Below are 24,810 nucleotides of genomic sequence, written 5' to 3' on the forward strand. Positions count from 1 at the left end.
TTGCGTGATGAGAGAGTGACCTCATGACCGGAACCAACGCCCCGGACGGCAAGGCCGGCCTGCTCGGTGACAAGGTCGCGTTCCTGATGGGCGCGGGTCGGGGCATCGGTGCGACCGCCGCCCGGCTCTTCGCCCGGGAGGGCGCCGCCGTCGTGCTGGCCGCCCGGACCGAGCCCGAACTCGCCGACGTGGTCGGGGAGATCCGCGAAGCCGGCGGGACCGCCGACTACGTGCTCGCCGACCTGACCGACGGGGCGAGCATCCAGTCGGCGGTGGAGGGCGTGATCCGGTTGCACGGCCGGCTGGACGTGGCGCTCAACAACGGTGGCGTCTCGATCCCGCAGAGCCCGATGGTGAACGCGACGGAGCAGAACTTCGACCTGGTCAGCACGGTCAACTTCCGGGGCCTGTTCCTCTCGATGACCGCCGAGATCCGGGCGATCCGGGCCACCGCCGGCTCGGGGGCGATCGTCAACATCAGCAGTGTCGGCAGCCTGCGCGGCGCACCCGGACTCGGCCCGTACGCGGCGTCCAAGCGGGCCGTGAACAGCCTCACCGAGACCGCCGCCGCCGAGTACGGCCCGGAGGGGATCCGGGTGAACGCGATCGCACCGGGCACCACGATGACCGGGATGGTCCAGCAGTGGGCCGACGACGAGCCGGCCGCCGTCGACCGGCTGAACGCGCTCACCCCGCTGCGCCGGGCCGCCGAGCCGGACGAGATCGCCGAGGCCGCCGCCTGGCTGCTCAGCGACCGCGCCTCCTTCGTCACCGGCGTCTGCCTGCCGGTCGACGGCGGCCTGCGCGCCTGAACAACTCCTGCCACCTCCGGCCCGAGTCCCCGGCGGCCTCCGCGCCCGACAGCGGGCTGTCGCGCCGCGATCAGCGCAGTGGCAGCACCGAGTCGGTGAGCCGGCCGCGCGGCCGGTAGACCACGCACATCACGGTGCGGTCGCCGTCCGCCCAGGTCTGCCGGGTCGGCAGCACCGGATAGAAGTCGAGGGTGCCGCCGGCCCGGTCCGGCCAGCGCCGGTCGAAGTATCCCCGGCAGCCCTGCCAGGCGAACTCCGCCAGCCGGGTCCGGTCCCACGGACCGTCGGCCGCGCGCAGGAAGCCGTACGACTGGTTGTCGGCGCCGGACTCGCACGGCTCGTACCGGACGACCACCTCGGCGGCCCGGCGGGAGTACGCCGGGTCGGAGAAGCACTCGCCGCCCTCGATGCCGAGCAGCCCGGCGGTCTGGGCGGTGACGAAAGCGTCCCCCTTGGCGACCGGGGGCGAGACGGTCGGCTCGATCGCGGCGAGTGCCGCCAGGGTGCCGACGGTGGCGACCACCGCCCAGCGGCGGGACGGCAGTTTCATCGCACTCCGTACGGGTCGGGGGGTTCCGGCTGGTCGGATGGTAGGTGGGGCACGGTGAACGGGCGGTTCCCGGCGGGTGGCCGGACGGTCTCCGCCGGATGAAGCCCGGCACCGGCCGAGACCTGTTGATCATGAGTTCATCCGCTGGTCAGGCCCGTTCACCCGGCGGCCAGTCGACGGCCGACCGCCCGTCGTCCGCCTCTGGGTGAATGCGCTTGGCCACCGGCTGAGGCCGGCGGCAGTCCGCACGTTCACCCGAAAGGTGATTCCTCCTGTGAGTGACGTAAAGAGACCCTGGATCCCCGGCTCCCGGCGGGCCAGGCTCACCGCCATCGGCGCCGCCGCCATGCTCGTCGGCGGTTTCGCCGTCAGCCCGGTGGCGTTCGGTGACGCCGCACCGGGCAAGCACCCGGCGGCCGAGATCCACCGGCCGTCCCCGATGCCCGACCGCATCATCCTCACCCCGACCGCCACCCCGGCCACCTCGCAGCGGGTGACCTGGCGGGCCGAGGCCACCGGAGAATGGGCCCAGGCCGAGATCCTGGAGGCACCCGCCGCGCTCGGCGCGGTGGTGCCCGCCGCCGGCACCGTCTCGGTGGTCAAGGCGATGTCGACGAAGTCGGTGAACACCTCCCTCGGGTACGCCTCGACCTACCACACCGTCGAGTTCCTCGGCCTGAAGCCGGGCACCCGGTACACCTACCGGGTCGGCGACGGCACCAACTGGAGCGCCTGGACCGACTTCACCACCGCCACCTCGGACGCGCGGCCGTTCTCGTTCATCTACTACGGCGACGCGCAGAACTACCTCGACTCGGCACTGCCCCGGGTGTTCCGGCAGGCGTTCGCGGACCGTCCGCAGGCCAAGGTGATCGTGAACGCCGGTGACCTCATCGACTCCGCCAACAGCGAGGAGCAGTGGGGGCAGTGGTACCAGGCCGGCAGCTTCGTCGACAGCCAGATCAACAACATCTCGATCCCCGGTAACCACGAGTACAGCGGTGGCGTGCTGTCGCAGTTCTGGACGCCGCAGTTCCCGTACCCGGACAACGGGCCGGCGGGCTGGCCGGCGGAGCTGGCGAAGACCGCCTACACCGTCGACTACCAGGGTGTCCGGTTCATCGGGCTGAACACCAACGTGCAGGGCATCCCGGACGTGATGGCGGCGCAGACCGCCTGGTTGGAGGGGCTGCTCAAGGACAACCCGAACAAGTGGACGGTGGTCACCTTCCACCACCCGGTCTACTCCACGGCGGAGGGTCGCAACAACCCGGTGGTCCGGGCCCAGTGGGGGCCGCTGTTCGAGAAGTACGGCGTGGACCTGGTGCTCCAGGGCCACGACCACACGTACGGCCGGGGCAGCGTCAGCGCGTCGCGCCGGTCGGTGACGGTGCACGACAGCACCGTGTACGCGGTCTCCGTCTCCGGCGGCAAGATGTACGACGTCGACGGCTCGGTCTGGACCGACAACGCCGCCGACATCATGAGCCAGGCCGAGGACAAGCAGCTCTACCAGCTCATCGACGTCACCGGAGACAGCATCCGGTACGAGGCCCGGTACGCCAACGGCCAGCACCACGACGGCGTCGTGATCCGGAAGAACGCGGCCGGCGAGCGTACCGTCAACGAGCTGCGCACCCCGGAGAACACCGTCGGCGAGCAGGTCAAGGTCAACAAGACCATCGTCGAGGCCAAGGGCAAGGTGAAGGTCAACGCCTACGGCTACGACCCGGGCGAGGAGGTCACCGTCTACCTGCGCGACTCGAAGGACGGCGCGGGCCGCAAGGGCGTCTTCATCGGCTATCGGAAGGCCGACGAGCTGGGCCGGCTCGTCTACAGCTTCGCGCTGCCGCCGTCGGCCAGGAAGAACAGCACGCACGTGGTCTACCTGGACAGCGAGAACCAGCAGATCACCTCTCCGGTCATCACGGTGACCAAGTAGTTCCGCCCGTCGGCCCGGACCACCGCCGTCGGCGGTGGTCCGGGCCCGGTCCGTACCCCAGGAGACTTTCTTGATCGCCCGCATCCCGTCGCCGGCCGGCCGGCCCGCCCGGACCCGTCCCGCCGGGCCCATCCGGCTGGCGGTGTTCGCCGGATCCGCCGTGCTGGCCGCCCTGGCCGTGCTGGCCGTCCCGGCGCCGCCGGCCGCCGCACACCCGTTCGGCCCGCCCTCCACCGCCCGAATAAGCGTGCACGGCTCCCGGGTCGACCTCGCCTGGCTCGCCGCCGAGGACGACTGGGTGGCTCTCGGCCAGTCGCTCGGCGCCTTCGAGGACCCGGCACCCGGAGCCGTCGCCACCGACCTGACCGGGGAGCAGAAGCTCCAGCGTTCCCCCCGGGTGCACGACTACCTGCTGGAACGCATCTCGGTGCGGCAGGACGGCGCCCGGTGCCCGGGTCGGCTCGACACCCTGGACCGACTGCTCGACGAGGGCGCCCGGCTGCGCTTCGACTGCCCGGCCGAGGTGGTCGACCTCGACGTCACCGTCGGGGCGCTCACCGACCTGAACGAGGCGTACCGGACGATGCTGACCAGCCGTACCCCGGCCGCCCCGGAACGGGCGCTCTTCACCGCCGCCGAGCAGACCCACCGGGTACGTTTCACCCCCGGCTCGGGCGGCCTGCCGCGCGGCACCGTGGGCGCCCTGGCCGGCGTCGGCGCCGCCCTGCTGGTCGGAGTGGCGGCCCTGGTCACGGTACGGCTGCGCCGGTCCGGCCGCACCCGCCCGACGCGATCCGACAGCGCCCGGAGCCGGTCGTGACCGGGTTCGAGAGCCGGCTTGTCGCGCTCTTCGACGGCCAGGGAGTCTTCTGGCTCGCCCTGGTGGTGGCGCTCGGGGTCGGGGTCGCGCACGCGGTCGCACCCGGGCACGGCAAGAGCGTGACGGCGGCGTACCTGGTCGGCACCCGGGGACGATACCGGGACGCGATCCGGCTCGGTGTGATCGTCGCGGCGATGCACACCTGCTCGGTACTGGTGCTGGCGCTCGCCTGGGTCGGCCTCAGCGGCGCCGCGAGCCTCGGCACGAAGACGCTGACGGCCTGGATGCAGGTGCTGGCCGGGCTGCTGGTGATCGGCGTCGGCGCACACCTGAGCTGGCGACACCTGACGGGCCGCGCCGCCCACCACCACGACCACAGCCACGGGCACGACGACGGGCACGAGCACGCGCACCGCCGGGTACTCGTCGGGCACGGCCACCCGGACACGCACACGGACGCTCCCTCCCACGAGCACGAACACGGGCACGGACACGGACACGAGCGCACGCAGGAACACGAGCACGGGCACACGCACGGCGTACCGGCGCCGACCGATCCGTGGTCGCAGCGCGGCCTGACCGTGCTGGCTCTGTCCGGCGGTCTGCTGCCCTCGCCGTCGGCGTTCCTGGTGCTGGTCAGCGGCCTGTTGACCGGGCGGGCCCTGGACGCGCTGGTCCTGGTGCTCGCCTTCGGCGTCGGGATGGCCGGCACACTGACCGGGGTCGGCGTGGTCACCATCCGCGGCTTCGCCCTGCTGGCGGGTACGGCCCGACGCTGGCCGCTGGCGGCCACCGCGACCGCCCGGCTGCCGGCGGTCGCCGGGATCGCGGTCAGCCTCGGCGGCTGCCTCTACCTGCTCGCCGCGATCTCCGTGCTGACCGGCTGAGTCGAGAATCTGGTGTTAGGAAGGGCCCCCGCATCTACAAAATCCGCTATGCGGGGGCCCTTCCTTCGCTCGGTCGCGGCGTCGTCGGCTGCCGGTCGGGCGGCGCGGGAGGCACCGGCGCTCTGTATTGATCGACTTCTTGACGGCCACCGGGGCCGACCCTAGGTTTACCCGGATATAACAGCCGACTTCCGCCACTGTCGCGATCCATCGTGTCCACGTGTCGAATCCGGCGGAACTGAATGGGGTGGGCCGGCTTGTCCTGGTGGGACCGCGTGCGGCGGGATCGGATCCTGCTGCTCGCCGCGCTACCCGGCGTCGCGCTCCTGCTGACGTTCCACTATCTGCCGTGGCTCGGCAACGTCATCGCGTTCAAGGACTACCAGCCGTACGCCGGGATCGTCGACAGCCCGTGGACCGGCCTGGCCAACTTCCGGATCATCGTCAGTGGCGACCCGGCGTTCCTCAACGCGCTGACGAACACGCTGGTCATCACCCTGCTCCAGGTGCTCGTCGTCTTCCCCGCCCCGATCGCCCTGGCCCTGCTGTTGGACAGCCTGATGTCCGAACGGCTCAAACGGACCGTGCAGAGCATCCTCTACCTGCCACACTTCCTCTCCTGGGTGATCGTGGTCGCGATCTTCATGCAGTTGCTGGGTGACGGCGGGCTGCTCAACAACTTCCTCCGGGACCACGACCTCGGCACGGCGAGCATCGTCAGCAACCCGGACGCCTTCTTCGCCTTGGTCACCGGCCAGGTGCTCTGGAAGGACGCCGGCTGGGCGACGATCCTCTTCCTGGCCGCGCTCGCCCGGATCGACGGCACGCTCTACGAGGCGTCCGCCGTGGACGGTGCCACCCGCTGGCGGCAGCTGTGGCACATCACCCTGCCCGGGCTGCGCGGCCTGATCGTGCTGCTGCTGATCCTCCGGCTCGGCGACGCGCTGACCGTCGGCTTCGAGCAGATCGTGCTCCAGCAGCCGGCGGTCGGAGCGGACGCCAGCGAGGTGCTCGACACGTACGTCTACAACAACGGGATCCTCGCCGGTGACTGGGGGGTGAGCGCGGCCGTCGGGCTGGTCAAGGGGTTGGTCGGGCTGCTCCTGGTGCTCGGTGCCAACCGGCTGGCCCACCGCTTCGGAGAGCAGGGGGTCTACCAGCGATGAGCAGGCGGGTCACCATCGCGGGCGTCGCCGCCCCGTCGAGACCGGTACGCGCACTCAAGGGCGTGGTCCTGGCGCTCTGCTGCGCGGCGGTGGTCGTACCGTTCCTCGGGATCGTCTCGACGAGTCTCGCCACGCACGCCCAGATCACCCGGGACGGCGGCTTCGTGCTGGTGCCGGACGAGGTCAGCTTCGCCGCGTACACCGCGATCCTCTCCGGCGGTGTGGTGACCCGGGCGACCGTGGTCAGCCTCTTCATTACCGTCGCCGGTACGGCGTTGAGCATGGCCACCACGATCCTGCTGGCGTACGGGCTCAGCCGACCCCGGTCGGTGGCGCACCGGCCGCTGCTGATGGTGGTGCTGCTGGCCCTGCTCTTCGCCCCGGGGATCATCCCGAGTTACCTGGTGGTGAAGAGTCTCGGACTGCTGGACAGCTACTGGGCACTGATCCTGCCGGTCGCGGTCAACGCGTTCAACGTGATCATCCTGCGGGCGTTCTTCCTGGACCTGCCCCGGGAGGTGGTCGACAGCGCCCGGATCGACGGCGCCGGTGACGCCGCCATCCTGTTCCGGATCGTCCTGCCGCTGAGCAAGGCCGTACTCGCGGTTATCGGGCTGTTCTACGCGGTGGCGTACTGGAACGCGTTCTTCAGCGCCCTGCTCTATCTGAACGACACCGCGAAGTGGCCGTTGCAGCTCGTGCTGCGGACCCACGTGGTCAACCAGACCCAGCTCGGCGTCGACCAGCTCGGCGCGGCCGGCGCCGCACTGCCGCCCCAGGAGGCGATCCAGATGGCCATCCTGGTGCTCTCCATCGTCCCTGTCCTCGTCGTCTATCCCTTCGTGCAGCGGCACTTCACCAAGGGCGTACTGGTCGGCGCGGTCAAGGGCTGAAAGCGCTCCTCCTCCCCCGATTCCCCCCGGCAGAATGCCAAGGAGCACATGATGACCAACCATCCGGCGATCGGCCGCCGACAATTCCTCACCGGTGCGCTCGGCACCGCCGCCATGATCGCCACCCCCGGGCTGCTCGCCGGCTGCGGCGACGGCGACACCACCGGCGACGGTGACCAGAACCGGGCCAGCGGCTCGGCCCCGTTGCCGAGCTACCTGCCGTACACCGGGGTCACCGCGGACCTGAAGGGCAACCGGCAGGGTCTGCTGGACGCCTTCCTGAAGTACCCGGACCCGCCGGTGCGGGCCACCGACGGGCCGCCCGGCGACGGCGGCGAACTCTCCGCCTTCGTGCTGACCAACTCGCCGGTGCCGCCCGCGGTCGGGCAGAACCCGTTCTGGCAGGAGATGAACCGGCGGCTCGGCGTCGACCTGCGGCTGACGATCGTGCCCAACCCCGACATGCCGACCAAGTTCGCCACCCTGGTGGCCGGGGACGACCTGCCGGACATCATCGTGCCGGCGCTGTTCACCCCGAACGGCCTGCCCGCCGGTACGGCGAACCTGCCGGCCTGGCTCGCCGCGAAGTGCCAGGACCTCACCCCGTACCTCGGCGGCGACGCGGTGCTGGACTACCCGTTCCTGGCGAACCTGCCCACCGAAGCCTGGCGGGACTGCCGGTACAACGGCGGCATCTACGGCCTGCCGGTGCCCCGGGGCATCGGCGGCACCATGATGATGCGCCGGGACGACCTGTTCAAGGAACTCGACGTCAAGCTCCAGCCGGGCAGCTACGCCGAGTTCCGGGACGTCTGCCGGGAGGTCACCGACGCCGGGGCGAACCGCTGGGCGCTGGCCCAGGCGCCGCTGGACTTCGTCCGGCAGATGCTCGGCAACCCGTGGCGCTGGCGGCTGGAGGGCGGCCGGCTGGTCAGCGCGTACGAGAGCGACGAGTTCGACCAGGCGCTCGCCGACACCGCCCGGCTGGTCAAGGACGGCGTGGTGCATCCGGACAGCTTCAGCAACAACGCCCCGACGAAGAAGTGGTTCAACGCGGGCAGCGCGCTGATGATCACCGACCGGTACACCGCCTGGCCGCAGTTCTTCGCCGAGAACATCGCCGGGCCGGACTTCGAGATCGGCGGGATGCGCCCGCCCCGGCACGGCGGAGGCGGCTTCGCGGCCACCTGGCAGGCGCAGGCGACGAACAACTTCACCGCCTTCAAGAAGGCCGACGAGAACCGGATCCGGGCGCTGTTGAAGGTCTGCAACTGGCTGGCCGCGCCGTTCGGCACCGAGGAGTGGCTGCTGCGCCGGTACGGCGTCGCCGGGGTGCACTACCGGATGACCGCCGGCGGACCGCAGCTGACCCAGGCCGGCGTCAGCCAGACGGTACTCGGGATCCGCTACATCGTGGACGCCCCTGACGTGATCTTCATACCGGGTGAGCCGGAGGCGACCCGCAGGTCCTACGAGTACCAGAAGTCGATCATTCCAACCGCGGTGAAGGACCCGACCCTCGGGCTCTTCTCCGACACCTGGTCCCGGCGCTCCGGGCAGCTCGGCACGATCGTCAACGACGCCCAGATGGACATCCTCAGCGGACGCAAGCCGGTCTCGGCCTGGGACGAGGTCGTGAAGCAGTGGCGCAGCACCGGCGGCGACAAGGTGCGCGGGGAGTTCGAGGAGGCGATCGCGAACAGCAGCGACTGAGCCGACGGGCCGACAGCGGGCCGTCCGGGTAGCGGTCACCGGGGTGCGTGCGGGCCGGCCGCCCCGCACGCCACACGCTTGACCGGGCATCGATATATGTCTAAATTCCGCTCCGGAACAGTCTCGGAACCTCCCTCGCGATTGTCCGGTCATACTCCCCCGACACGGCGGCCCCGAAGCGCTGAATGAGCAGGTCCATCCCCGCCGGTCCACCGGCACCCGTCCCCCGCCGTCCCGCCGGCCCGCTCGCCAGGCGGATACTGCTGTCACTGGCCCTCGCCCTCATGACGGTGCCGGGCGTCGCCGCCTCCGCCGCCGCTTCGGGCGACAGTGACGCCGACGCCCGGCCCGGTGCGGGTCTCGGCGTACCTGTCGCCGCGCAACAACGTGCTGCCGACCGAGGGGCTGCGCTACGCGGTGCTGCAGCAGCTCGTGGTGGAGACCGCCGAGCAGCCGTACAGCTATCTCGGTCCGCCGGCCAGCCGGCGGACCGGGCACTGAGCGGCGGTCCGGTCAGACCCGTCGCATCGGTGGTCCGTCCCGGCCCGGAGGGGTCGGGGCGGACCACCCTGACAGACATTGAATCTATTCAGTCTTGATCGCTCCGATGCCGGGGCCTGGCCTCCGCCTGCGGCCACGACGGGCTACGGCGAGACGTTGAAAAGGTTCATCGGACGCCCTCTTATATCGCCGCCCCCGGCATAAGATCACCAAAGCGAGAGAGAGGAATGCCCATGCGTCGAAGCCAACGCCGACTGTTCGCCGCCACGGCCCTGACCGCGCTGAGCCTGGTCGCCACCGGCTGCGGTGCGCCGGAGAGCGCCGGACCGGGACCGACCGGCGGCGCGGTGCCGGACAAGCCAGGCTCGCCTGTCGTACTGAACATCCTCGACGTCGCCGGCAACCTGCAACTCACCCAGTCGATGATCGACGACTTCGTCGGGAAGAACTCCGACACCGTGTCGAAGGTGACGTACTCCAAGTCGCCCGCCCCGGAACTGGTCGGCAAGGTCAAGGCCCAGCAGCAGGCGAACCGGGTCGAGATCGACCTGGTGCTGACCGGAGTGGACGGGCTCGCCGCCGGCATCGACCAGGACCTCTGGACTCCGCTGCTGCCCGCGCACGCCGACCGGCTGCCGGGAATGGCGAACTACCTGCCGGGTGCGGCGGCGATGCAGAAGCTGGCCGGCGACCACGGGGTGACGGTCACCTACTACCCGTCCGGCCCGCTGATCGAGTACCTGCCGTCGAAGGTACCGAACCCGCCGACCACGGCACAGGGGCTGCTCGACTACGCCAAGGCCAACCCCGGCGCGGTGCAGTACGCCCGGCCGTCCAACTCCGGCCCCGGCCGCACCTTCCTGATGGGACTGCCGTACCTGCTCGGCGACTCGAACCCGAAGGACCCGGTCAACGGCTGGACAAAGAGCTGGGCGTACCTCGCCGAGCTGAACAAGTACGTCCGGCTCTATCCGTCCGGCACGGGAGAGACGATGAAGAACCTGGCCAACGGGTCAGCGAAGATCATCGTCTCGACGACGGGCTGGGACATCAACCCGCGGGTGCTCGGCACCGTGCCGGAGGAGGCGAAGATCGGCACCCTGGAGGGCTTCCACTGGGTCACCGACGCGCACTACGCGGTGGTGCCGAAGGGCGTCTCCACGGACAAGCAGGCCGCGATCCTGGCCCTGTTGCAGCACATGCTGACCCCGGAGCAGCAGGCGAAGGCGTACGACCAGGGCTACTTCTACCCCGGGCCGGCGATCAGGGACGTGCCGCTGTCGATGGCACCGCAGGCCAGCCGGGAGGCGATCGAGCGGTACGGCCGGCCGGAGTACGAGCAGCTGATCGCCGGCAACCCGCTGGAGGTACCGCTGGACGCCAAGGCCCTGGTCGAGGCGTTCAGCCGGTGGGACCGCGAAATCGGCGGCGCGAAGGTTGCCAGATGAGTTTCGCGGAGTTGCGGTTGGACGGGGTGGGCCGGAGCTTCGCCGGGCACGACGCGCTCACCGACCTGCACCTGACGGTCCGGCGGGGCGAGTTCATCGCCCTGCTCGGGCCGTCCGGCTGCGGCAAGTCCACCGCGCTGAACTGCCTCGCCGGCCTGCTTCCGCTGACCCGGGGCAGCATCTGGTCCGACGACACCCGGCTCGACACGGTGCCGGCCGAGCGGCGCGGCTTCGGGATGGTCTTCCAGAACTACGCCCTCTTCCCACACATGTCGGTACGCCGCAACGTCGCGTTCGGCCTCCAGATGCGTCGGCTGCCCCGGGCCGAGGTCCGGCGCCGCACCGAGGAGGCGATCCGGCTGGTGCGGCTGGAGGAGCACGCCGGCAAGCTGCCCGGACAGCTCTCCGGCGGCCAGCAGCAGCGGGTCGCCATCGCCCGTGCGGTGGTGCTGGAGCCCGCGCTGGTGCTTATGGACGAGCCGCTGTCCAACCTGGACGCCAAGCTGCGGCTGGAAATGCGTACCGAGATCCGACGGCTGCACCAGTCGCTCGGGCTGACCACCGTCTACGTCACACACGACCAGGAGGAGGCGCTCTCCCTGGCCGACCGGCTGGTCGTGCTGCGCGAGGGGCGGGTGCAGCAGGTAGGCACCCCGGAGGAGCTGCACACCCGGCCGGCGAACTGGCACGTCGCCGACTTCATGGGCTACCGCAACCTGCTGCGGCTGCGGGCCGAGGTGGGCGGTGGGTCCGAGATGGGCGGTGGGTCCGAGGTGGTGGTGACCGGCCAGGGCATGCGGCTGGTCGGCACCCCGGTCGGCCGGGTGCCCGACGGTGCCGAGGTGGTCGCCGGGGTGCGTCCGGAGGACCTGCGGATCACCGGGCCGGACGAGGGGGTGCCGGCCACCGTGGAGGTGGTCGAGTACCAGGGCCGGGACGTGGCGGTCGAGGCGCGTACCGCCGAGGGGGTGCAGTTCAACCTGCGTACCGACCGGCGTCCCGGGTTGGGCGACCGGATCGGGATCGGGATGGATCCGGCCCGGCTGCTGGTCTTCCCGCTCACCGGCGGAGGCCACCGGTGAGCGCCACCGCCACCCCGCCCCGGTCCGACGAGCGGCCGGCCGGGGCGCGGTCGTCCGGCCGGGTGGCGTTGCGGCACCGGCTGGCCGAGCGCGGTATCGACCGGCAACTCCTGCTGCTCGCCCCGGCCGCGCTCTTCATCCTGGTGCTGTTCGTCTACCCCTTCGGGTACGGGGTGGGGTTGTCGTTCCAGCCGACCGAGGGCGGGCCGTTCGGGGCGTATCAGGAGTTCTTCGCCGACCCGTACCAGCGGGACACCATCTGGACGACGTTGCGGCTGTCACTGCCGGCGGCGCTGCTCAACGTCGCCGCGTCGGTGCCGATCGCCTACCGGATGCGCGGCCGGTTCCGCGGAAAACGGCTGCTCACCACGGTACTGGTGGTGCCGATCACCCTCGGCACGGTGCTCACCGCGCAGGGGCTGCTCAATTTCCTCGGCCCGACCGGCTGGTTCAACCGGATCCTGCTCGACGTGGGGCTGGCCGACGAACCGGTCCGGCTCACCAACAACTACTGGGGCGTCTTCTTCTCCCTGGTCATCACCGGTTTTCCGTTCGCCTTCCTGCTGGTGCTGTCGTACCTGTCCGGGATCGACCCGTCGCTGGAGCGGGCCGCCGCCACTCTCGGCGCCCGCTGGTGGCAACGGTTCCGCCGGATCACCCTGCCGCTGCTGGCGCCCGGCCTGGCCACCACGTTCTGCCTCACCTTCGTGCTGGCGTTCAGCGTCTTCCCGTCGGCGGTGCTTGTCGGCGACCCGGCCGGCACCACGAGGGTGATCTCGATCGCCGCCTACGACGCGGCGTACGTCCGGTACGACTACCCGATGGCCGCCACCATCGCGGTGCTGATGGGGTTGGTCGAGCTGCTGGTCATCGCGGCCGTGCTCGGCTGGCGGGCGCTGCTCTACACCGGGTCGACGGCGGGAGGGAAGGGCTGATGGCTGCCGGACCCGCCCCGAACTTCAGCCCGAACCCGAGTCCAAGTCCGACTCCGGCGGCCGGTGCCGGCCCGGACCCGGCGCGGGGTCGACGACGTCTGGTCGCCCGGCCGGCGGCCTGGCTGATCTGGGGCGTGGTGACGTTCTTCTTCGTCAACCTCGCCGGCGTGATCGGCTCGGTGCTGGTCAGCTCGTTCGGCGAGCGCTGGTACGACACCTGGCTGCCGCAGGGCTACACCACCGGGTGGTACGGCCAGGCCTGGCGGGAGTTCGGGCTGTTCCAGGTGCTGCTGGTGACCCTGGAGGTGTCGCTGCTGGTGGTCGGCATCTCGGTGCTGCTCGGGGTGCCCGCCGCGTACGTGCTGGCCCGCCGCTCCTTCCCCGGCCGGCGGCTGCTCTACCTGCTGTTCCTGCTGCCGATCCTGATGCCGCCGATCACCTACGGCATCCCGCTGGCGACGGTGCTCTACAAGTACGGCTTCGCCGGCCACCTCTCCGGGGTGGTACTGGCCAACCTGGTGCCGTCGGTGCCGTTCGTGATCCTCACCATGACGCCGTTCATCGAGCAGATCGACCCGGCGGTGGAGCGGGCGGCCCGGATGTGCGGGGCGGGCACCCGGCAGATCTTCGTCCGGATCCTCGCCCCGCTGCTCACCCCGGGCATCCTGGCCGCCTCGATCCTGGTGCTGGTGCGCACGGTCGGGATGTTCGAGCTGACCTTCCTCACCGCCGGGCCGGACTCCCAGACCCTGGTGGTGGCGCTGTACTACTCGATGTCGGCGGCCGGTATCCGGGCGCAGCAGTCGATCGACGCGATGGCGGTCATGTACACCGCGATGATGCTGGTGCTGCTGGTGATCGCACTGCGGTTCGTCAATCCGACCCAACTGGTCGCCCGGGTCAGGGAGGACAACGACTGAGGTCCCGTCGACGCCCAGCACCACCGGGCTCGCGGGCCGTGACCACTGTCTTCACGGCCCGCTAGCCCGAGCCCCGCTCACCGACGTTTCGTGCGGCTCTGGCGGTCCTGGCGCCCCCTCCGAATCCTCAGCCGCCAAGGGAGATTGTGAGCAGGACCGCCGCCGCGAGCAGCAACACCAGGCGGCTCACCGACTGACGCTGCCAACGGCGGCCCCGCTCGGCGAGTTCGGGCGATGCCGGACCGTCCACGTCGACCTTGTTGAATTCGATGACGCCGGGAATGAACCAGATAGCGGTGGCGATCCAGGCGGCGGCGTAGCACGCGGTAGCGACGAGCATCAGCCCGAACCGGTTGCTGGAACCGTTGGTGATCAGAGTGGTTACCAGGGCGGCGAGCGTGACCACGTGCACTGGCAGCCAGAATTTCCAGGACGTGTCGGACTGATATCTGCGCAATGATGCTGGTGGTGCGGAGAAGTACTCCGGAAAGACGAACAGTGCCTGGTAGCAGCCGACACTGGCGATGGCGGTCATGCCGAGCGTGGCCACCATAAGCGCCCAGGTCGCAGTGCTCAGTCCGATCATGCTAGGCCTCCTCGGTGTGTCGATCGGTCGTGCCGGCCCCTGCGTTCAGGTGGGTCACGAGTGCTCGAAGGATCGCGGACTGGCCCGCGATCGTCGGATGCACGCCGTCCGCTCCCTGCAGGAGCGGATCGGCGGGCACCTTGAAGGTTGCGGTGAGGTCGACGACCGGGTCGGCGAAACCCCGGATCTCCTCGGCGAGCCTGAGAATGTCGTCGTTCCGCCAGGTCGACTGGCCGTACCGGAATGCGGCATATTCGGAGATGCGATCCTCGCGCACCGGCACCGGTGTCATCCAGATCCACGAGGCCGTGGTGCTGTGGGCGGCGATGCGCCGCAGCTCATGCAGATTTGCGGTGCTTTCACTGCGGCTGACCTGCGGCTTGGTGGGCTCGGGTCCGACCCGTGTGACGTCGTTGCCGCCGAGCGCGCAGATGATCCAGTCGGGGCGCGCGGCGGTAAGAGTGGCGGGCCAGCGCCGTAGAACCATGGCGGTGGTGTGCGCGGAGAGTCCGGCGTTTACCACCCGTACGCCGTGGCCGGGGCGATGGAGGTCCAACACGTGACGCAGGATCTCGGCCCAGGACTGCAGGTCGTCGGTAATGCTGTCGCCCAATGCGAGCACAGTCTGGCCGGGCTGGAAGGGCAGCCCGTCGACGCGGGTGGCGAAGGCCGGGTCAGCCAGCAACTCCGCTGCGGCCGCGCGAGCCTGCGCAGCGAACCGTTCGATGGTTTCGGAGTACGCCGCCCTGCTCATGCCGAAGATCGTCGGCAGTGCGTCGGCCAATCCAGGCAGGTAGCCGTAGAGCTTGTCAAGGTGAGTGTGCTGTAGCCACATCTCACCCGTTGCGGTGTTCATCTATCTGACCTTCCCTCGTGAGTCGTCGGGCTGTCATGGCGTGTGGTACCTGAGTGTGGGTTGGTCGCCGTCGCGTCGAGCCGCGTTGGGCCCGCCGCACCGACGGCGAGTAATGGAACCTCGGTTTCGTTAAGTCTGATGCTAGACTGCCCTAGGCCACTAATGCAACTGAAGTTTTCTTTGACTTTGGATCATCCTCAGCCGGGCATGCTCCGACCGCGAGGACGGGCCGAGCGGGTACGTACCGCCGTCCTCGCCGCCACCCGTGCCGAACTTCAGGCTCACGGGTATGCCGAGTTGACCATGGAACGGGTCGCCGAGACTGCGGGTGTCGCCAAGAGCACGGTTTACCGGGGCTGGCGCGACACGACCGGCCTGCTCACCGAACTGCTTCGGGAGCTCGCCAGAACCGAGGTACCGCTGCCCGACACCGGGTCGATAGAGGTGGATCTCCGGGAGCTAGCGTTCGGCATCAGCCACCTCCACGCGAATCCCGTACAGCGCTCCATGATCCTCGGAGTGATCGCCGCCGCGGTGCAGAGTCCGCGAGCGGCGGACGCGTTGCGTGACTTCTTCCGCGCCCGCAATGACCAGGCTGCGGACTCCGTGCGGCGGGCCATCAAACGTGGGGACCTGCCCGCGAATACCGATCCGGCCGAGGTGATCCGATGCCTCGGGGCACCGCTTTACTACCGGATGCTGGTCACCCACGAGCCGGTCGACGACCTTGTGGCCGAACGGGCGGCGGCCGCTGCGCTCGCCGCAGCGAGAGCAGGCGTGCACCGGATCCGATGACCGACCGTACGGACCGGCGCCCGCAGCGACCGGTCCGCGCACGCGGTCGCGCACGCTGCTCGCCCGCCCCGCCCATGCACCAGCGCTCCAGTAGGCCCGACGGACATCCCGGCCGACCGCCCGCCACCACCCCCGCTCGCCGACGCCGATTTGGTCAGTCCCGGAACATCCCGACGAGCACCTCGGCGGTCCGGGCCGGGTTGGTGGCGACGAAGTAGTGGTTGCCGGGCACCATGTGCAGGCTGGCAATCCGGTCGACGGGAATCCGGGCGGTGACCGCGTCCCGGGTGCAGAGCCCGTCGTCGGTGCCGAGCAGCAGGTGCACGGCCCGGGAGCGCACCCCCTGGAAGCCGTCCGGGGCGAGCGCGATGTCCCGGCGGAACCGGGGTAGCAGCAGTCGGGTGATCTCCTCCGAGGTGAGTGCGCTGGTCGGCAGCAGCCCGGTGCTGCGCAGCCCGGCCAGCAGGGTTTCGTCGTCGTCGGAGACCAGCGCCGGGCGCTGCGTGCTGGGCAGCATCGGCGGGGCGGAGAGCACCACCTCGGCTCCGCCCAGTCCGTCCCCGGCGGTGTCCGCCACCGCGGCGGCCAGCACCGCGCCGAGGCTGTGCCCGAACAGCACCGCCCCGTCCGACAGGTACGGGGTGCCCGCCTGCCACCAGGCGCGGGCCGCGTCGGCGACGGTGGCACCGTCCGAGTAGGTAGCCTCGCCGGCCACCACCCGCCACGAGCCGGGCAGGTGCCGGGCCAGCCGGGTGAACGCCCCGGGGGAGCCGCCCGCGTACGGGATGCAGACCAGGGTCCGGCCGGGACCGTCGCGCAGTACCCGCATCCGGACCGTCACCGGCTCGCCCGCCCGGCTGCGCAGCTGGAACCGGGCGAGCTTGCCGGTCGAGGTGGTCGGCAGCGCCTCGACCACCTCGACGACGGCAGGGCGCTTGTGCGGCGGCAGCCCGGCCCGGAACGCCGCCCGGGCGGACCGGCGCAGCGCACCCGGGTCAACGCCCGGCGCCGGCACCAGATAGGCGACCGCCTGCTCCAGCCCGGCCCGGTCCCGGGCACCGACCACCGCGCACTGGGCGAGCCCGGCGAGATCCCGGACGGCCGCCTCGACGTCCAGCGGCGAGACCTTGTAGCCGCCGATGTTGATCAGGTCGTCGTGCCGGCACACGTACCGCAGCTCCCCGTCCGGCTCCCGCCGGACGATGTCGCCGGTGTAGGCGCCGCCGTCGGCGAAGGTCCGCGCCGCCGACTCGGGACGGTCCAGGTAGCCGGCGGCCACCGACGGGCCCGCCACGTGCAACCGGCCCTCGGTACCGTCCGGCACGGCCCGGCCGGCGTCGTCCCGGACGCTCACGGTGGCCCCGGGTACCGGCCGGCCGGTCGAGCCGGGCTGGCTGCCCCGGGTGGCCAGCACGATGTGCAGCACCTCGGTCGCGCCGAGCCCGTTCACCAGCGGCACCCCGAAGGTGCTGGTGAAGTCGGCACAGAGCCCGGCCGGCAGGTGCTCGCCGGCCGAGACGGCCAGCCGGAGCGAGCCGAGGTCAGGGGCGCCGGACGGGTCCGTCGGGTCGCCCTGCCCGGCCCGGTCCAGCAGTGCGGCGTAGATCCGAGGCACCGCGCAGAGCACTGTCGGCCGGTGCCGGGCGATCGTCGCGGCCAGCCGGTAGACGTCCGGCGGTCCCTGGTTGAGCAGTACCCCGGCTCCGGCGGCGAGCGGGAAGAGCAGCGAGTTGCCGAAGCCGTACCCGAAGGAGAGCTTGGCGGTGGAGAGCACCAGGTCGGCGGGGCGCAGGTCGAGGAGCCGGCCGAAGCCGGCCAGCACCCCGGCGACTCCGGCCCCGGTGTGCAGTACTCCCTTCGGCTTGCCGGTGCTCCCCGAGGTGTACTGGATCAGCAGTACCTCCGACGGCGGCTGGGTGACCGGCGGCGGTGACGGTGTCGGGCCGGGTGAGAGCCACTCCGGACCGCCTCGGGGCAGCCCGAGGCCGGCCTGGTCCGCCCGCGCCGAGCCGGCCTCGTCGGCGTGCAGGAAGCCGGCCCGGCAGTCCTCGGCGATGAAGCCGAGCTCCGCCCCGGTCAGCATCGGGCTCACCGGCACCGCCACGGCGCCCCGCCACCACAGGGCCAGGATCGCCGCCACGGTCGCCGGGGCGTCGTCGGCCACCACCAGTCCCCGGGTCCCGGGGCCGATTCCGGCCTCGGCCAGTCGGGCCGCATAGCTGCGGACCGCGCGGTACAGCTCGGCGTACCCGAGCCGCTCTCCCGCCCCGGTCAGGTACGCGACCCGCTCGCCTCCACCCGAGGCGAGTGCTCGCCCCACCAGCCGCTCGACGAGGTTGGCGCTGACCATGAGAAGACCTCCAGGATGGCTGCGTTGCCGGATGGTTCGACCGCCAGTACGAGCAGGCTCGCCGGTGCCGGGACGCTGGCGCAGTACGCGACGGCACAGGCGGCGGCCAGCAGGCCACCGGCCGCCCCGAAGTCGCCGAGCGACCGTTCGAGGTGCCAGACCGGCCGGCCGGCCTCTCCGGCGAGCGCCTCGACCAGTTCGGTGTGCACGGTGGAGACGACGACCGGAGCGACGTCGGTGGGTCCGCCCGCGACACCGCCGGCCGGGACGGCACGTTCGGGCGTGCGGCGGGCCGGCGGTGTCGCGGGGACCGGTCCGGCCGTCCTGCCCGATCCCGCGGGGCGGGCGGCCCGGACCAGGGCGCGGCACTGTGCCGCCAGGTCGGAGCGGTCCAGGCTGGTCCGGCGGAACCGGCCCAGCCGGATGCCGGGCTCGCCGTCCCGGCACGGTGCCACGGCGAGGCAGGCCGCGCCCTCGGCGGCGACGAACTCCTCGGCGAGTCCGGCCAGGCTCCACCGGCTGACCGTCGCCGAGCCGCCGACCAGCGCCCGGCCGGCCTCGCCGTCCGCGACCAGCCGGGCCGCCTCGACCAGGGCGGTCAGCCCGGCGGCGCTGCCACCGGTGGTGGTCTCGTTCGGGCCGTCCAGGCCGAGCCGGATGGAGACGGTCGCGGCCGGGCCGTTGAACGCCGAGGCGGGACCGATGATCGGGCTGCTCAGCCCCGGCTCCATGGTGGCGGCCTGGACGCAGATGGTGGCGTACTCGGCCAGGCCCGCGCTCGAACTGGCCCAGAGCACCGCCGCCGGCCCGGCCTCGACGGGGTCGGCCTCGACGGGGTCGGGCCCGACGGGGTCGGGCGCGACGGGGTCGGGCGCGACGGGGTCGGGCGCGACGGGGTCGGGCGCGACGGGGTCGGGCGCGACGGGGTCGGGCGCGACGGGGTCGGGCGCGACGGAACCGGCCTCGACGAGGTCCGGCCCGTCGGAATTGGTCAGGGCGGGGTCGGGTGGGGAGGTGCCGGGCCACGGGTCGGGTGGACCGGCCGGCGACCTCGCGTCGGCGTCGGCGGCGGCCGCGAGGGCGAGCAGGGACTCCGCCGGCAGGGCGCGCAGCCCCCGGCCGGCGACCGAGGCCGGGATCCGGGGCGCGACCGGGGCGTGCGTGCGCCGGTCCAGCGGGGCGAGATCGGTCTCCGGTGCCTCGAAGCGGCGTACCGGGGCCGCTGGCAGGGCCGCCCCGGCCACCAGCCGGGCCAGGTCCGCCGGCCCGTTCACGCCGGGCAGTCGCAGCCCCAGGCCACGTACGGCGAGACAGTCGTCAACCGGGGACACGTCAGTCCTTTCCGAGCAGTACCGTCGACACCCCGCCGCCGAAGCCGAACGCCTGGCTGAGCACCACCCCGACCGGCGCCCGCCGACCGGCCGGCTCGACCAGGTCGATGCCGCCGCAGGCCGGGTCGGGTTCGATCAGCGTGACGTTGCCCGGCACCACGTCGGCGGCGAGCGCCTGTACGGCGACGATCGCCTCCAGGGCGGCGGCGGCCCCCTCGGCGTGCCCGAACTGCCCCTTCACCGAGGAGACCACCGGGCGGCGCCGGCCGGCCAGCGCCTTGGCCACCGCCCGTGCCTCGATCCCGTCACTGGCCCGGGTGCCGGTGCCGTGCGCGCAGACCCAGTCCACGTCGTCGCTGGTCAGCCGGGCCCGGTCCAGGCAGCCGTGGATGGTCGAGACCAGGCCGTTGCCGTCCGGGTGCGGCTGGGTGGGGTTGTGCGCGTCGGCGGCGGCGGCGCAGGCGAGGACCCGGGCCAGTGGCCGTCCGCCCCGGGCCGCGAGCCGGTCGGCGCGTTCCAGCACCAGCACCCCGGCGCCCTCGCCGGGGATGGTGCCGCGCCGGTTCACGTCGAACGGCCGGACGGTGTCGACCGCGAGGGCGCGCAGCGAGGTGAACATGGCGAGGATCTCCAGGGACAGTTCGGAGACGCCGCCGCAGACCGCGAGGTCGACCTCGCCGGTCGCGACCGCCCGGACCCCGGCGGAGACCGCGCTGTTCCCGGCCGCGCAGCCGGGTGCGAAGAGCACCGTCGGGCCGGTGACGGCGACCACCTCGCGGAGGGTGTCCAGCAGCCGGTCGGGTGTCGCCCAGCCACTGCCCGGCACGCCCAGCCGACCCGCCGCGACGCCCCGGTCCAGGATCGGCCGGGTGGCCATCACGGTGCCGGTGAAGACGCCCAACCGGCGCGTCCGGTCCCGTTCCGGCACCCCGGCGTGCCGCAGCGCCTCCAGGGTGGCCGCCGCGAGGAACCGGGCGGCCAGCGACTCGTGCCCGGGCACCGTCCCGTCGAGGTCGTCCACCGCGCCGGCCGGCACCTCCGCACCGCACCGGGCCGGGTAGCGGGACATGTCGAACCTGGTGACCGGGCCGGTGAGCACCTGCCGTCCGGTCACCGCCGTCCAGAGCGCGTCCGCGCCGAGGCCGGCGGCGGAGACCGCGCCGACTCCGGAGACCACCACGGCCGGGCGGCCGGCCCGGTGCCGGTCACGGTCCAACGGAGATGCCCCGATCCCGGAGTACGGCGAGGGTGTCGCCGAAGTCCTGTAGTCCGGCCGCTTCCTCGTCGGTCAGCCGTACGCCGAGCTGCCGCTCGATCCGGACGACGAATTCGACCTTCTGCACGGAGTCGATCCCGAGGTCCTCGTAGAAGGCCGCCCCCTCGGTGATCTCGTCCGGGTTGACCTCGAAGATTTCCGCCGCCAGGTCCCGCAGGACGGCGGCCGACACGCTGTCTCGCTGTGCCAAGTCCGGCTCCCTTCCCGATCACCGCCGGCCACGTTTCGTGGAACTTGCGGGTGGGCTCACAGTGAAGTTTTCCAGGAAGGAAACGAAGCGGGAATCACCGGAGATGCGACCGAAGAGTTTGTTCGCTCCGGCCGAACAGGTCGTTACCGCAATCCGATCAGGTCGCTCCGGAACGGATAATCCGATGTCGCCACCGGACGACCCCGGGGTGTCGGATGATGAGCGGTTCCGGTGTGGACATTGTCGTTGATCATTGCAGGATGATCGGGACGCGGTGGATCAGGGCAGCAGCGCCACCGGGCCGGCGTCGAGACCGATCCGGAACAGGGCGTACGGGCGGCGCCGCCGGTCGACCCCGCCGGAGTAGTCGGCCTGTCGGTGCAGTTGGTTGGCGGTGACGTAGAGGTACCCGTCGGCGGCGACGCTCATGGTGTCCGGCCAGAGCAGCCGCGGGTCGCGTACCAGGGTCTCGAAGCGCCCGTCGGGGTGCCGGCGCAGTACCGCGTTCTGCTCGTACGCGGTGAGGTAGATCCGGCCCGCGTCGTCGCTCTCCAGGCCGTCGGAGGCGGAGCCCTTGTCCCCCTCGTCCCGGACCGTCGCCGCCACCTCGGCGTCGTCGGCCGCCCGGTCGACGAGCGCGTCGGTCGAGACGCTGTAGAGCCGGCGGGAGGCGAGCGGGCAGTAGTAGAGCCGGCTGCCGTCGGCGGAGATCGCGATCCCGTCGGAGCCCATGCTCACCGGGCTCGGCGGCCCGTCCGGCGGGCACATCAGGAACGGCTGCCCCTCGACCAGTGGCCGGAACGTGGCCAGCGTCTCGGCCTTGGTGGACGGGTGGTCGTGCAGCCGGCGCCAGGCGGTGCCGTTGGCCAGGTCCACCACCACGATCCCGTTCGGACCGGAGTTGGACGAGTCGGTGATGAAGGCGACCCCGGCCGAGCGGCGGCGCAGGTCGAACCGGACGTCGTTGAGGTAGGAGGTGGGCAGTGCCACGTCGGCGGGGAAGACGATGGTCCGGGTGACCAGGTCGGTGTCGAGGTCGACGCAGACCAGTTTGGGGCCACCGGGGCTGGTCGGCCGGAACATCGGGCTGCCGGTGTCGAGGACCCAGAGCCGGTCGGTCGGGTCGACGACGACGCTCTGCACCGAGACGAAGGAGCCGGCGTCGCCGTCGCCGTCCGGGGTGTTCCAGTCCTGGTCGGGATAGGGCACGCAGTCTCCGTCCCGCAGCTCGGCGACGGTGGCCGGCACCTGGTCGCCCCAGCGCGGGAAGTTGACGAAGATCCGCCCCTGCCGGGAGACGGTGACCCCGGTGGGCATGGCGCCGGAGAAGGTGTGCACGGTCTCCAGCCGGCCGACCGGCTGCTCGCTGGTCAGTTCGTCGCTCATCCGGCCCCCCGTGGCCCCGCCCGCACGCCGACCGGTCGAGCCGGCGACCGGCCCGACCACCCCGCCACTGTAAGCCGAGCGCTGGCACCGGATGCCGAGATAGCCAGATTTGGCGCCATATTCGATCCGCCGCCGCTGCGCCGTGTGGCACAGTCGGACGTCGATGTAGAAGTCTTTCCAAGATGGCCGGCGATTGGTCAAATACCTTCAACTCTCCCCCACCCCCGCCGGCCCCGCCCGCGTCGGAGGATCCCGAATGAGAACCGGACACGCCCGCAGCCTGGCCATCCTCGCCGCGGCGGCGCTCGCCGCCCCGATCCTGCTCACGGCCACCCCCGCCAGCGCCGCGACGGTCACCGTCGACAACGCCACCGTCGGCCGCTTCACCGCCAGCGCCAACTGGGGTACGTCCACCTGGTCCGCCGACCGGCAGGGCCCCGACTACCGGTTCGCCACCCCGGACACCACCGCCAGCGACGTGGCCTGGTTCAAGGTCGACGTGCCGAGTGCCGGCAACTACCTGGTGGAGGTCTTCTATCCGGCCGACTCCGGCTACAACAACGCCACCCCGTTCGTCGTCGCCACCACCGGCGGCAACCAGAGCGTCCCGGTCAACCAGCGCGGCAACGGCGGCCGGTGGGTCGCCCTCGGCACCTTCCCGCTGGCGGCCGGCGACTACAACGCGGTCGGGGTCAGCCGGTGGACCAGCGGCACCGGCTACGTCGTCGCGGACGCGGTCCGGATCACCACCGCCACCGCCGGCACCAGCTTCTCGCTGCCGCTGCCCCGGACCGCGCTGCCGCGCAGCGAGTACGACGACCCGCACCACGACTACCCGGCGATCGACCTGCCGGTGCCGACCGGCACCGCCGCGTACGCCGTCCGGGCCGGCACCGTGGTCCGGATCGACGACAGCAGCTGCGGGCAGGGCATCAACCTAACCGGCACCGACGGGGCGATCTACACCTACTGCCACTTCTTCGCCTGGTCGGTGGCGTCCGGTGCCACCGTCACGGCCGGGCAGCGGATCGGCTCGACCGGCAACACCGGCAACTCCACCGGCCCGCACCTGCACTGCGGCATCCGGACCGGCAGCACCCGGCGCTGCCCGCAGAACTTCCTGCTCGCCCTCTACGACGGCGCCACCCCGCCCGCCGCCAGCAGCCTGCCCACCAGCGGTTGCAGCTACTGAGCTGTAAGGAAGGGCCCCTTCTTATCGTTTTCTGTTGTAGAAGGGGCCCTTCCTTACCGCCGTAGGCGTCAGGGCCGGCGGGCGACCAGGACGTCCCGGACGATCGCCTGGTCGACCCGGTGCGCGAAATCCAGGTACGGGCCGTCGGCCAGCACCTCCAGGCCGGCGTCGGCGAGGATTCCGGCCGCCTCCTCCCGGCGGGCCACATTCGTGTTCCAGGCGATCCCGAGCGCACCGCCCGGCCGGAGCAGCCCGGCCCAGACCGGCACCGCCTCGGCGAGCAGGGCCAACGGGCTGCGCGCCAACCCGCGCCCGGCACTGCGGCTGCCGTGCTGTACGCCGTACGGGGCGTCCGCCACCAGCAGGTCCTGGCTGGCGGGGCGGAAGAACTCGGCACTGCGCAGGGTGTCCACCTGCACCACGTCCAGCCGCTGGGTCCGGCCCGCCCGGTAGGACTCCTTGTCGGGGGCGAGTTCGAGCTGCAACCGCCGGGCCACCACCTGCCGGTTCCGGCGTACCGGCCCGGACTCGGCGCGGTGCTTGATCCGCTTGCGCTTGCACCAGGTCTGGATGTACGTCGCGTACGCCTCGAAGTCCGCCCGGTCGTGGTCCACCCCGGCGGCGTCGTACCCGTACATCAGCGCCTGGTTCAGCGTGGTGCCCCGCCCGCAGAGCGGGTCGAGCACCCGGAACCTGCGCTCCAGCATCTCCGGGGCGAAGTCCGAGGCGAGCAGGGTCACGTTGAGCAGCAGCTTGGTGAACTGCTCGTTGGTCTTGCCGGGATACTTCGGGATGGTCAGCAGGTCGTCGTCGAACCGGTCCAGCGGGCGCAGCTCGACCGGCCGGAGCAGCTCGCCGGCGACCTCGAAGAGCACGTAGATCGACGACAGGTTGGCCAGGTATCCGAGGTCGCGGTCGTCCAGCCCGTCGGCGGTGAAGGTGACGTAGCGGGCGCCGCCGAACACGGTCTCGGTGATGTCGGTGAGCCGGCCGCCGAGCACGGCCCGGTCGAAGACCGCCAACTCGGTCCGGGTCAGCGCCACCGAGGCGTCGGCGTAGACCCGGTTCGACGACGGGGAGATCAACAAGGCGTACCGGCTCATCGGCCCTTCCAGCAGCTCAGACGTTCGCGACCGGTAGATGCTAGTCGCGGAGGAACCGGCGGAGGAAATCGAGCGG

Annotated in this window: 23 protein-coding genes; 14 read left to right on the forward strand and 9 right to left on the reverse strand. The window is 71.6% G+C overall.

All coding sequences use genetic code 11. The features are described 5' to 3' along the window. Window positions 1-23 precede the first annotated feature (23 nt). Complete coding sequence (locus tag O7626_RS16390) at window positions 24-812, forward strand: glucose 1-dehydrogenase (protein ID WP_278062033.1); 789 nt, start codon at window positions 24-26, stop codon at window positions 810-812. A 70-nt stretch (window positions 813-882) separates the two neighbouring features. On the opposite strand, the gene O7626_RS16395 is transcribed toward O7626_RS16390, so the two are convergent. Then, the gene (locus tag O7626_RS16395; RefSeq protein WP_278062034.1) at window positions 883-1,362 is read right to left on the reverse strand and encodes a hypothetical protein; all 480 of its coding nucleotides are present in this window, start codon (window positions 1,360-1,362) and stop codon (window positions 883-885) included. Between the two features lie 274 nt (window positions 1,363-1,636). Here O7626_RS16395 and O7626_RS16400 point away from each other — a divergent pair, with 274 nt between their 5' ends. The 11 genes from O7626_RS16400 (at window position 1,637) to O7626_RS16450 (ending at window position 13,669) form a co-directional block, all read left to right on the forward strand. Next, the gene (locus O7626_RS16400; protein ID WP_278062035.1) at window positions 1,637-3,304 is read left to right on the forward strand and encodes a metallophosphoesterase family protein; all 1,668 of its coding nucleotides are present in this window, start codon (window positions 1,637-1,639) and stop codon (window positions 3,302-3,304) included. Window positions 3,305-3,374: 70 nt separating this feature from the next. Then, window positions 3,375-4,124, forward strand: a complete 750-nt coding sequence (locus O7626_RS16405) for a hypothetical protein (RefSeq protein ID WP_278062036.1) — start codon at window positions 3,375-3,377, stop codon at window positions 4,122-4,124. After that, window positions 4,121-5,011: a hypothetical protein gene (locus O7626_RS16410; protein ID WP_278062037.1), complete on the forward strand. Its 891-nt coding sequence runs from the start codon at window positions 4,121-4,123 to the stop codon at window positions 5,009-5,011. The genes O7626_RS16405 and O7626_RS16410 overlap by 4 nt, the downstream gene beginning before the upstream one ends. 275 nt (window positions 5,012-5,286) lie before the next feature. Further along, a complete protein-coding gene (locus O7626_RS16415) occupies window positions 5,287-6,177 on the forward strand; it encodes an ABC transporter permease subunit (RefSeq protein ID WP_278062038.1) in 891 nt (296 codons plus the stop codon). Further along, complete coding sequence (locus O7626_RS16420) at window positions 6,174-7,070, forward strand: carbohydrate ABC transporter permease (protein ID WP_278062039.1); 897 nt, start codon at window positions 6,174-6,176, stop codon at window positions 7,068-7,070. Before O7626_RS16415 ends, O7626_RS16420 begins: the two co-directional genes overlap by 4 nt. A gap of 51 nt (window positions 7,071-7,121) precedes the next feature. Continuing rightward, a complete protein-coding gene (locus O7626_RS16425) occupies window positions 7,122-8,783 on the forward strand; it encodes an extracellular solute-binding protein (protein WP_278062040.1) in 1,662 nt (553 codons plus the stop codon). A gap of 330 nt (window positions 8,784-9,113) precedes the next feature. Next, window positions 9,114-9,284, forward strand: a complete 171-nt coding sequence (locus O7626_RS16430; protein WP_278062041.1) for a hypothetical protein — start codon at window positions 9,114-9,116, stop codon at window positions 9,282-9,284. Window positions 9,285-9,517: 233 nt separating this feature from the next. Then, a complete protein-coding gene (locus O7626_RS16435) occupies window positions 9,518-10,732 on the forward strand; it encodes an extracellular solute-binding protein (protein ID WP_278062042.1) in 1,215 nt (404 codons plus the stop codon). Then, on the forward strand, window positions 10,729-11,814 hold the full coding sequence (locus O7626_RS16440; RefSeq protein WP_278062043.1) for an ABC transporter ATP-binding protein: 1,086 nt from the start codon (window positions 10,729-10,731) through the stop codon (window positions 11,812-11,814). The genes O7626_RS16435 and O7626_RS16440 overlap by 4 nt, the downstream gene beginning before the upstream one ends. Next, window positions 11,811-12,749 (forward strand): ABC transporter permease, encoded by a 939-nt coding sequence (locus O7626_RS16445; protein ID WP_278062044.1) that lies wholly within the window; start codon window positions 11,811-11,813, stop codon window positions 12,747-12,749. Before O7626_RS16440 ends, O7626_RS16445 begins: the two co-directional genes overlap by 4 nt. Continuing rightward, window positions 12,749-13,669 (forward strand): ABC transporter permease, encoded by a 921-nt coding sequence (locus tag O7626_RS16450; RefSeq protein WP_278062045.1) that lies wholly within the window; start codon window positions 12,749-12,751, stop codon window positions 13,667-13,669. The genes O7626_RS16445 and O7626_RS16450 overlap by 1 nt, the downstream gene beginning before the upstream one ends. A 127-nt stretch (window positions 13,670-13,796) precedes the next feature. Here the strand turns inward: O7626_RS16450 and O7626_RS16455 are convergent, their stop codons facing one another. After that, complete coding sequence (locus O7626_RS16455) at window positions 13,797-14,255, reverse strand: hypothetical protein (protein WP_278062046.1); 459 nt, start codon at window positions 14,253-14,255, stop codon at window positions 13,797-13,799. Window position 14,256: 1 nt separating this feature from the next. Beyond that, window positions 14,257-15,111, reverse strand: coding sequence for an SGNH/GDSL hydrolase family protein (locus tag O7626_RS16460; protein WP_278062047.1), 855 nt, complete (start codon window positions 15,109-15,111; stop codon window positions 14,257-14,259). A gap of 162 nt (window positions 15,112-15,273) precedes the next feature. Here O7626_RS16460 and O7626_RS16465 point away from each other — a divergent pair, with 162 nt between their 5' ends. After that, window positions 15,274-15,906 (forward strand): TetR/AcrR family transcriptional regulator, encoded by a 633-nt coding sequence (locus O7626_RS16465; RefSeq protein ID WP_278062048.1) that lies wholly within the window; start codon window positions 15,274-15,276, stop codon window positions 15,904-15,906. Between the two features lie 154 nt (window positions 15,907-16,060). Here the strand turns inward: O7626_RS16465 and O7626_RS16470 are convergent, their stop codons facing one another. From O7626_RS16470 to O7626_RS16490, 5 genes are all read right to left on the reverse strand, one after another. Then, window positions 16,061-18,256: an AMP-binding protein gene (locus O7626_RS16470; RefSeq protein WP_278062049.1), complete on the reverse strand. Its 2,196-nt coding sequence runs from the start codon at window positions 18,254-18,256 to the stop codon at window positions 16,061-16,063. Further along, entirely contained in the window at window positions 18,178-19,587 is a 1,410-nt protein-coding gene (locus O7626_RS16475) for a beta-ketoacyl synthase N-terminal-like domain-containing protein (RefSeq protein ID WP_278062050.1), read from the reverse strand. Before O7626_RS16475 ends, O7626_RS16470 begins: the two co-directional genes overlap by 79 nt. Window position 19,588: 1 nt before the next feature. Continuing rightward, complete coding sequence (locus O7626_RS16480) at window positions 19,589-20,803, reverse strand: beta-ketoacyl synthase N-terminal-like domain-containing protein (RefSeq protein WP_278062051.1); 1,215 nt, start codon at window positions 20,801-20,803, stop codon at window positions 19,589-19,591. Continuing rightward, complete coding sequence (locus O7626_RS16485; RefSeq protein ID WP_278062052.1) at window positions 20,793-21,053, reverse strand: phosphopantetheine-binding protein; 261 nt, start codon at window positions 21,051-21,053, stop codon at window positions 20,793-20,795. Before O7626_RS16485 ends, O7626_RS16480 begins: the two co-directional genes overlap by 11 nt. A gap of 279 nt (window positions 21,054-21,332) precedes the next feature. Beyond that, window positions 21,333-22,439 carry an L-dopachrome tautomerase-related protein gene (locus O7626_RS16490; RefSeq protein ID WP_278062053.1) on the reverse strand — a complete coding sequence of 369 codons (1,107 nt, stop codon included), beginning with the start codon at window positions 22,437-22,439 and terminating at the stop codon, window positions 21,333-21,335. 256 nt (window positions 22,440-22,695) lie between these two features. Here O7626_RS16490 and O7626_RS16495 point away from each other — a divergent pair, with 256 nt between their 5' ends. Then, window positions 22,696-23,631: a peptidoglycan DD-metalloendopeptidase family protein gene (locus tag O7626_RS16495; RefSeq protein WP_278062054.1), complete on the forward strand. Its 936-nt coding sequence runs from the start codon at window positions 22,696-22,698 to the stop codon at window positions 23,629-23,631. Between the two features lie 68 nt (window positions 23,632-23,699). Here the strand turns inward: O7626_RS16495 and O7626_RS16500 are convergent, their stop codons facing one another. Continuing rightward, window positions 23,700-24,734, reverse strand: a complete 1,035-nt coding sequence (locus tag O7626_RS16500; protein WP_278062055.1) for an SAM-dependent methyltransferase — start codon at window positions 24,732-24,734, stop codon at window positions 23,700-23,702. Between the last annotated feature and the right edge of the window lie 76 nt (window positions 24,735-24,810).

Origin of the sequence: Micromonospora sp. WMMD1102 (genome assembly GCF_029626265.1) — a bacterium.
Classification (GTDB): domain Bacteria; phylum Actinomycetota; class Actinomycetes; order Mycobacteriales; family Micromonosporaceae; genus Plantactinospora.

Bases quoted from the DNA above. Each gene is read 5' to 3' on its own strand.
- O7626_RS16450 (WP_278062045.1), top strand. From the start codon at position 12,749: ATGGCTGCCGGACCCGCCCCGAACTTCAGCCCGAACCCGAGTCCAAGT.
- O7626_RS16495 (WP_278062054.1), top strand. From the start codon at position 22,696: ATGAGAACCGGACACGCCCGCAGCCTGGCCATCCTCGCCGCGGCGGCG.
- O7626_RS16500 (WP_278062055.1), bottom strand. From the start codon at position 24,734: ATGAGCCGGTACGCCTTGTTGATCTCCCCGTCGTCGAACCGGGTCTAC.
- O7626_RS16455 (WP_278062046.1), bottom strand. From the start codon at position 14,255: ATGATCGGACTGAGCACTGCGACCTGGGCGCTTATGGTGGCCACGCTC.
- O7626_RS16390 (WP_278062033.1), top strand. From the start codon at position 24: ATGACCGGAACCAACGCCCCGGACGGCAAGGCCGGCCTGCTCGGTGAC.
- O7626_RS16395 (WP_278062034.1), bottom strand. From the start codon at position 1,362: ATGAAACTGCCGTCCCGCCGCTGGGCGGTGGTCGCCACCGTCGGCACC.
- O7626_RS16460 (WP_278062047.1), bottom strand. From the start codon at position 15,111: ATGAACACCGCAACGGGTGAGATGTGGCTACAGCACACTCACCTTGAC.
- O7626_RS16470 (WP_278062049.1), bottom strand. From the start codon at position 18,256: ATGGTCAGCGCCAACCTCGTCGAGCGGCTGGTGGGGCGAGCACTCGCC.
- O7626_RS16420 (WP_278062039.1), top strand. From the start codon at position 6,174: ATGAGCAGGCGGGTCACCATCGCGGGCGTCGCCGCCCCGTCGAGACCG.
- O7626_RS16465 (WP_278062048.1), top strand. From the start codon at position 15,274: ATGCAACTGAAGTTTTCTTTGACTTTGGATCATCCTCAGCCGGGCATG.
- O7626_RS16490 (WP_278062053.1), bottom strand. From the start codon at position 22,439: ATGAGCGACGAACTGACCAGCGAGCAGCCGGTCGGCCGGCTGGAGACC.
- O7626_RS16440 (WP_278062043.1), top strand. From the start codon at position 10,729: ATGAGTTTCGCGGAGTTGCGGTTGGACGGGGTGGGCCGGAGCTTCGCC.
- O7626_RS16425 (WP_278062040.1), top strand. From the start codon at position 7,122: ATGACCAACCATCCGGCGATCGGCCGCCGACAATTCCTCACCGGTGCG.
- O7626_RS16435 (WP_278062042.1), top strand. From the start codon at position 9,518: ATGCGTCGAAGCCAACGCCGACTGTTCGCCGCCACGGCCCTGACCGCG.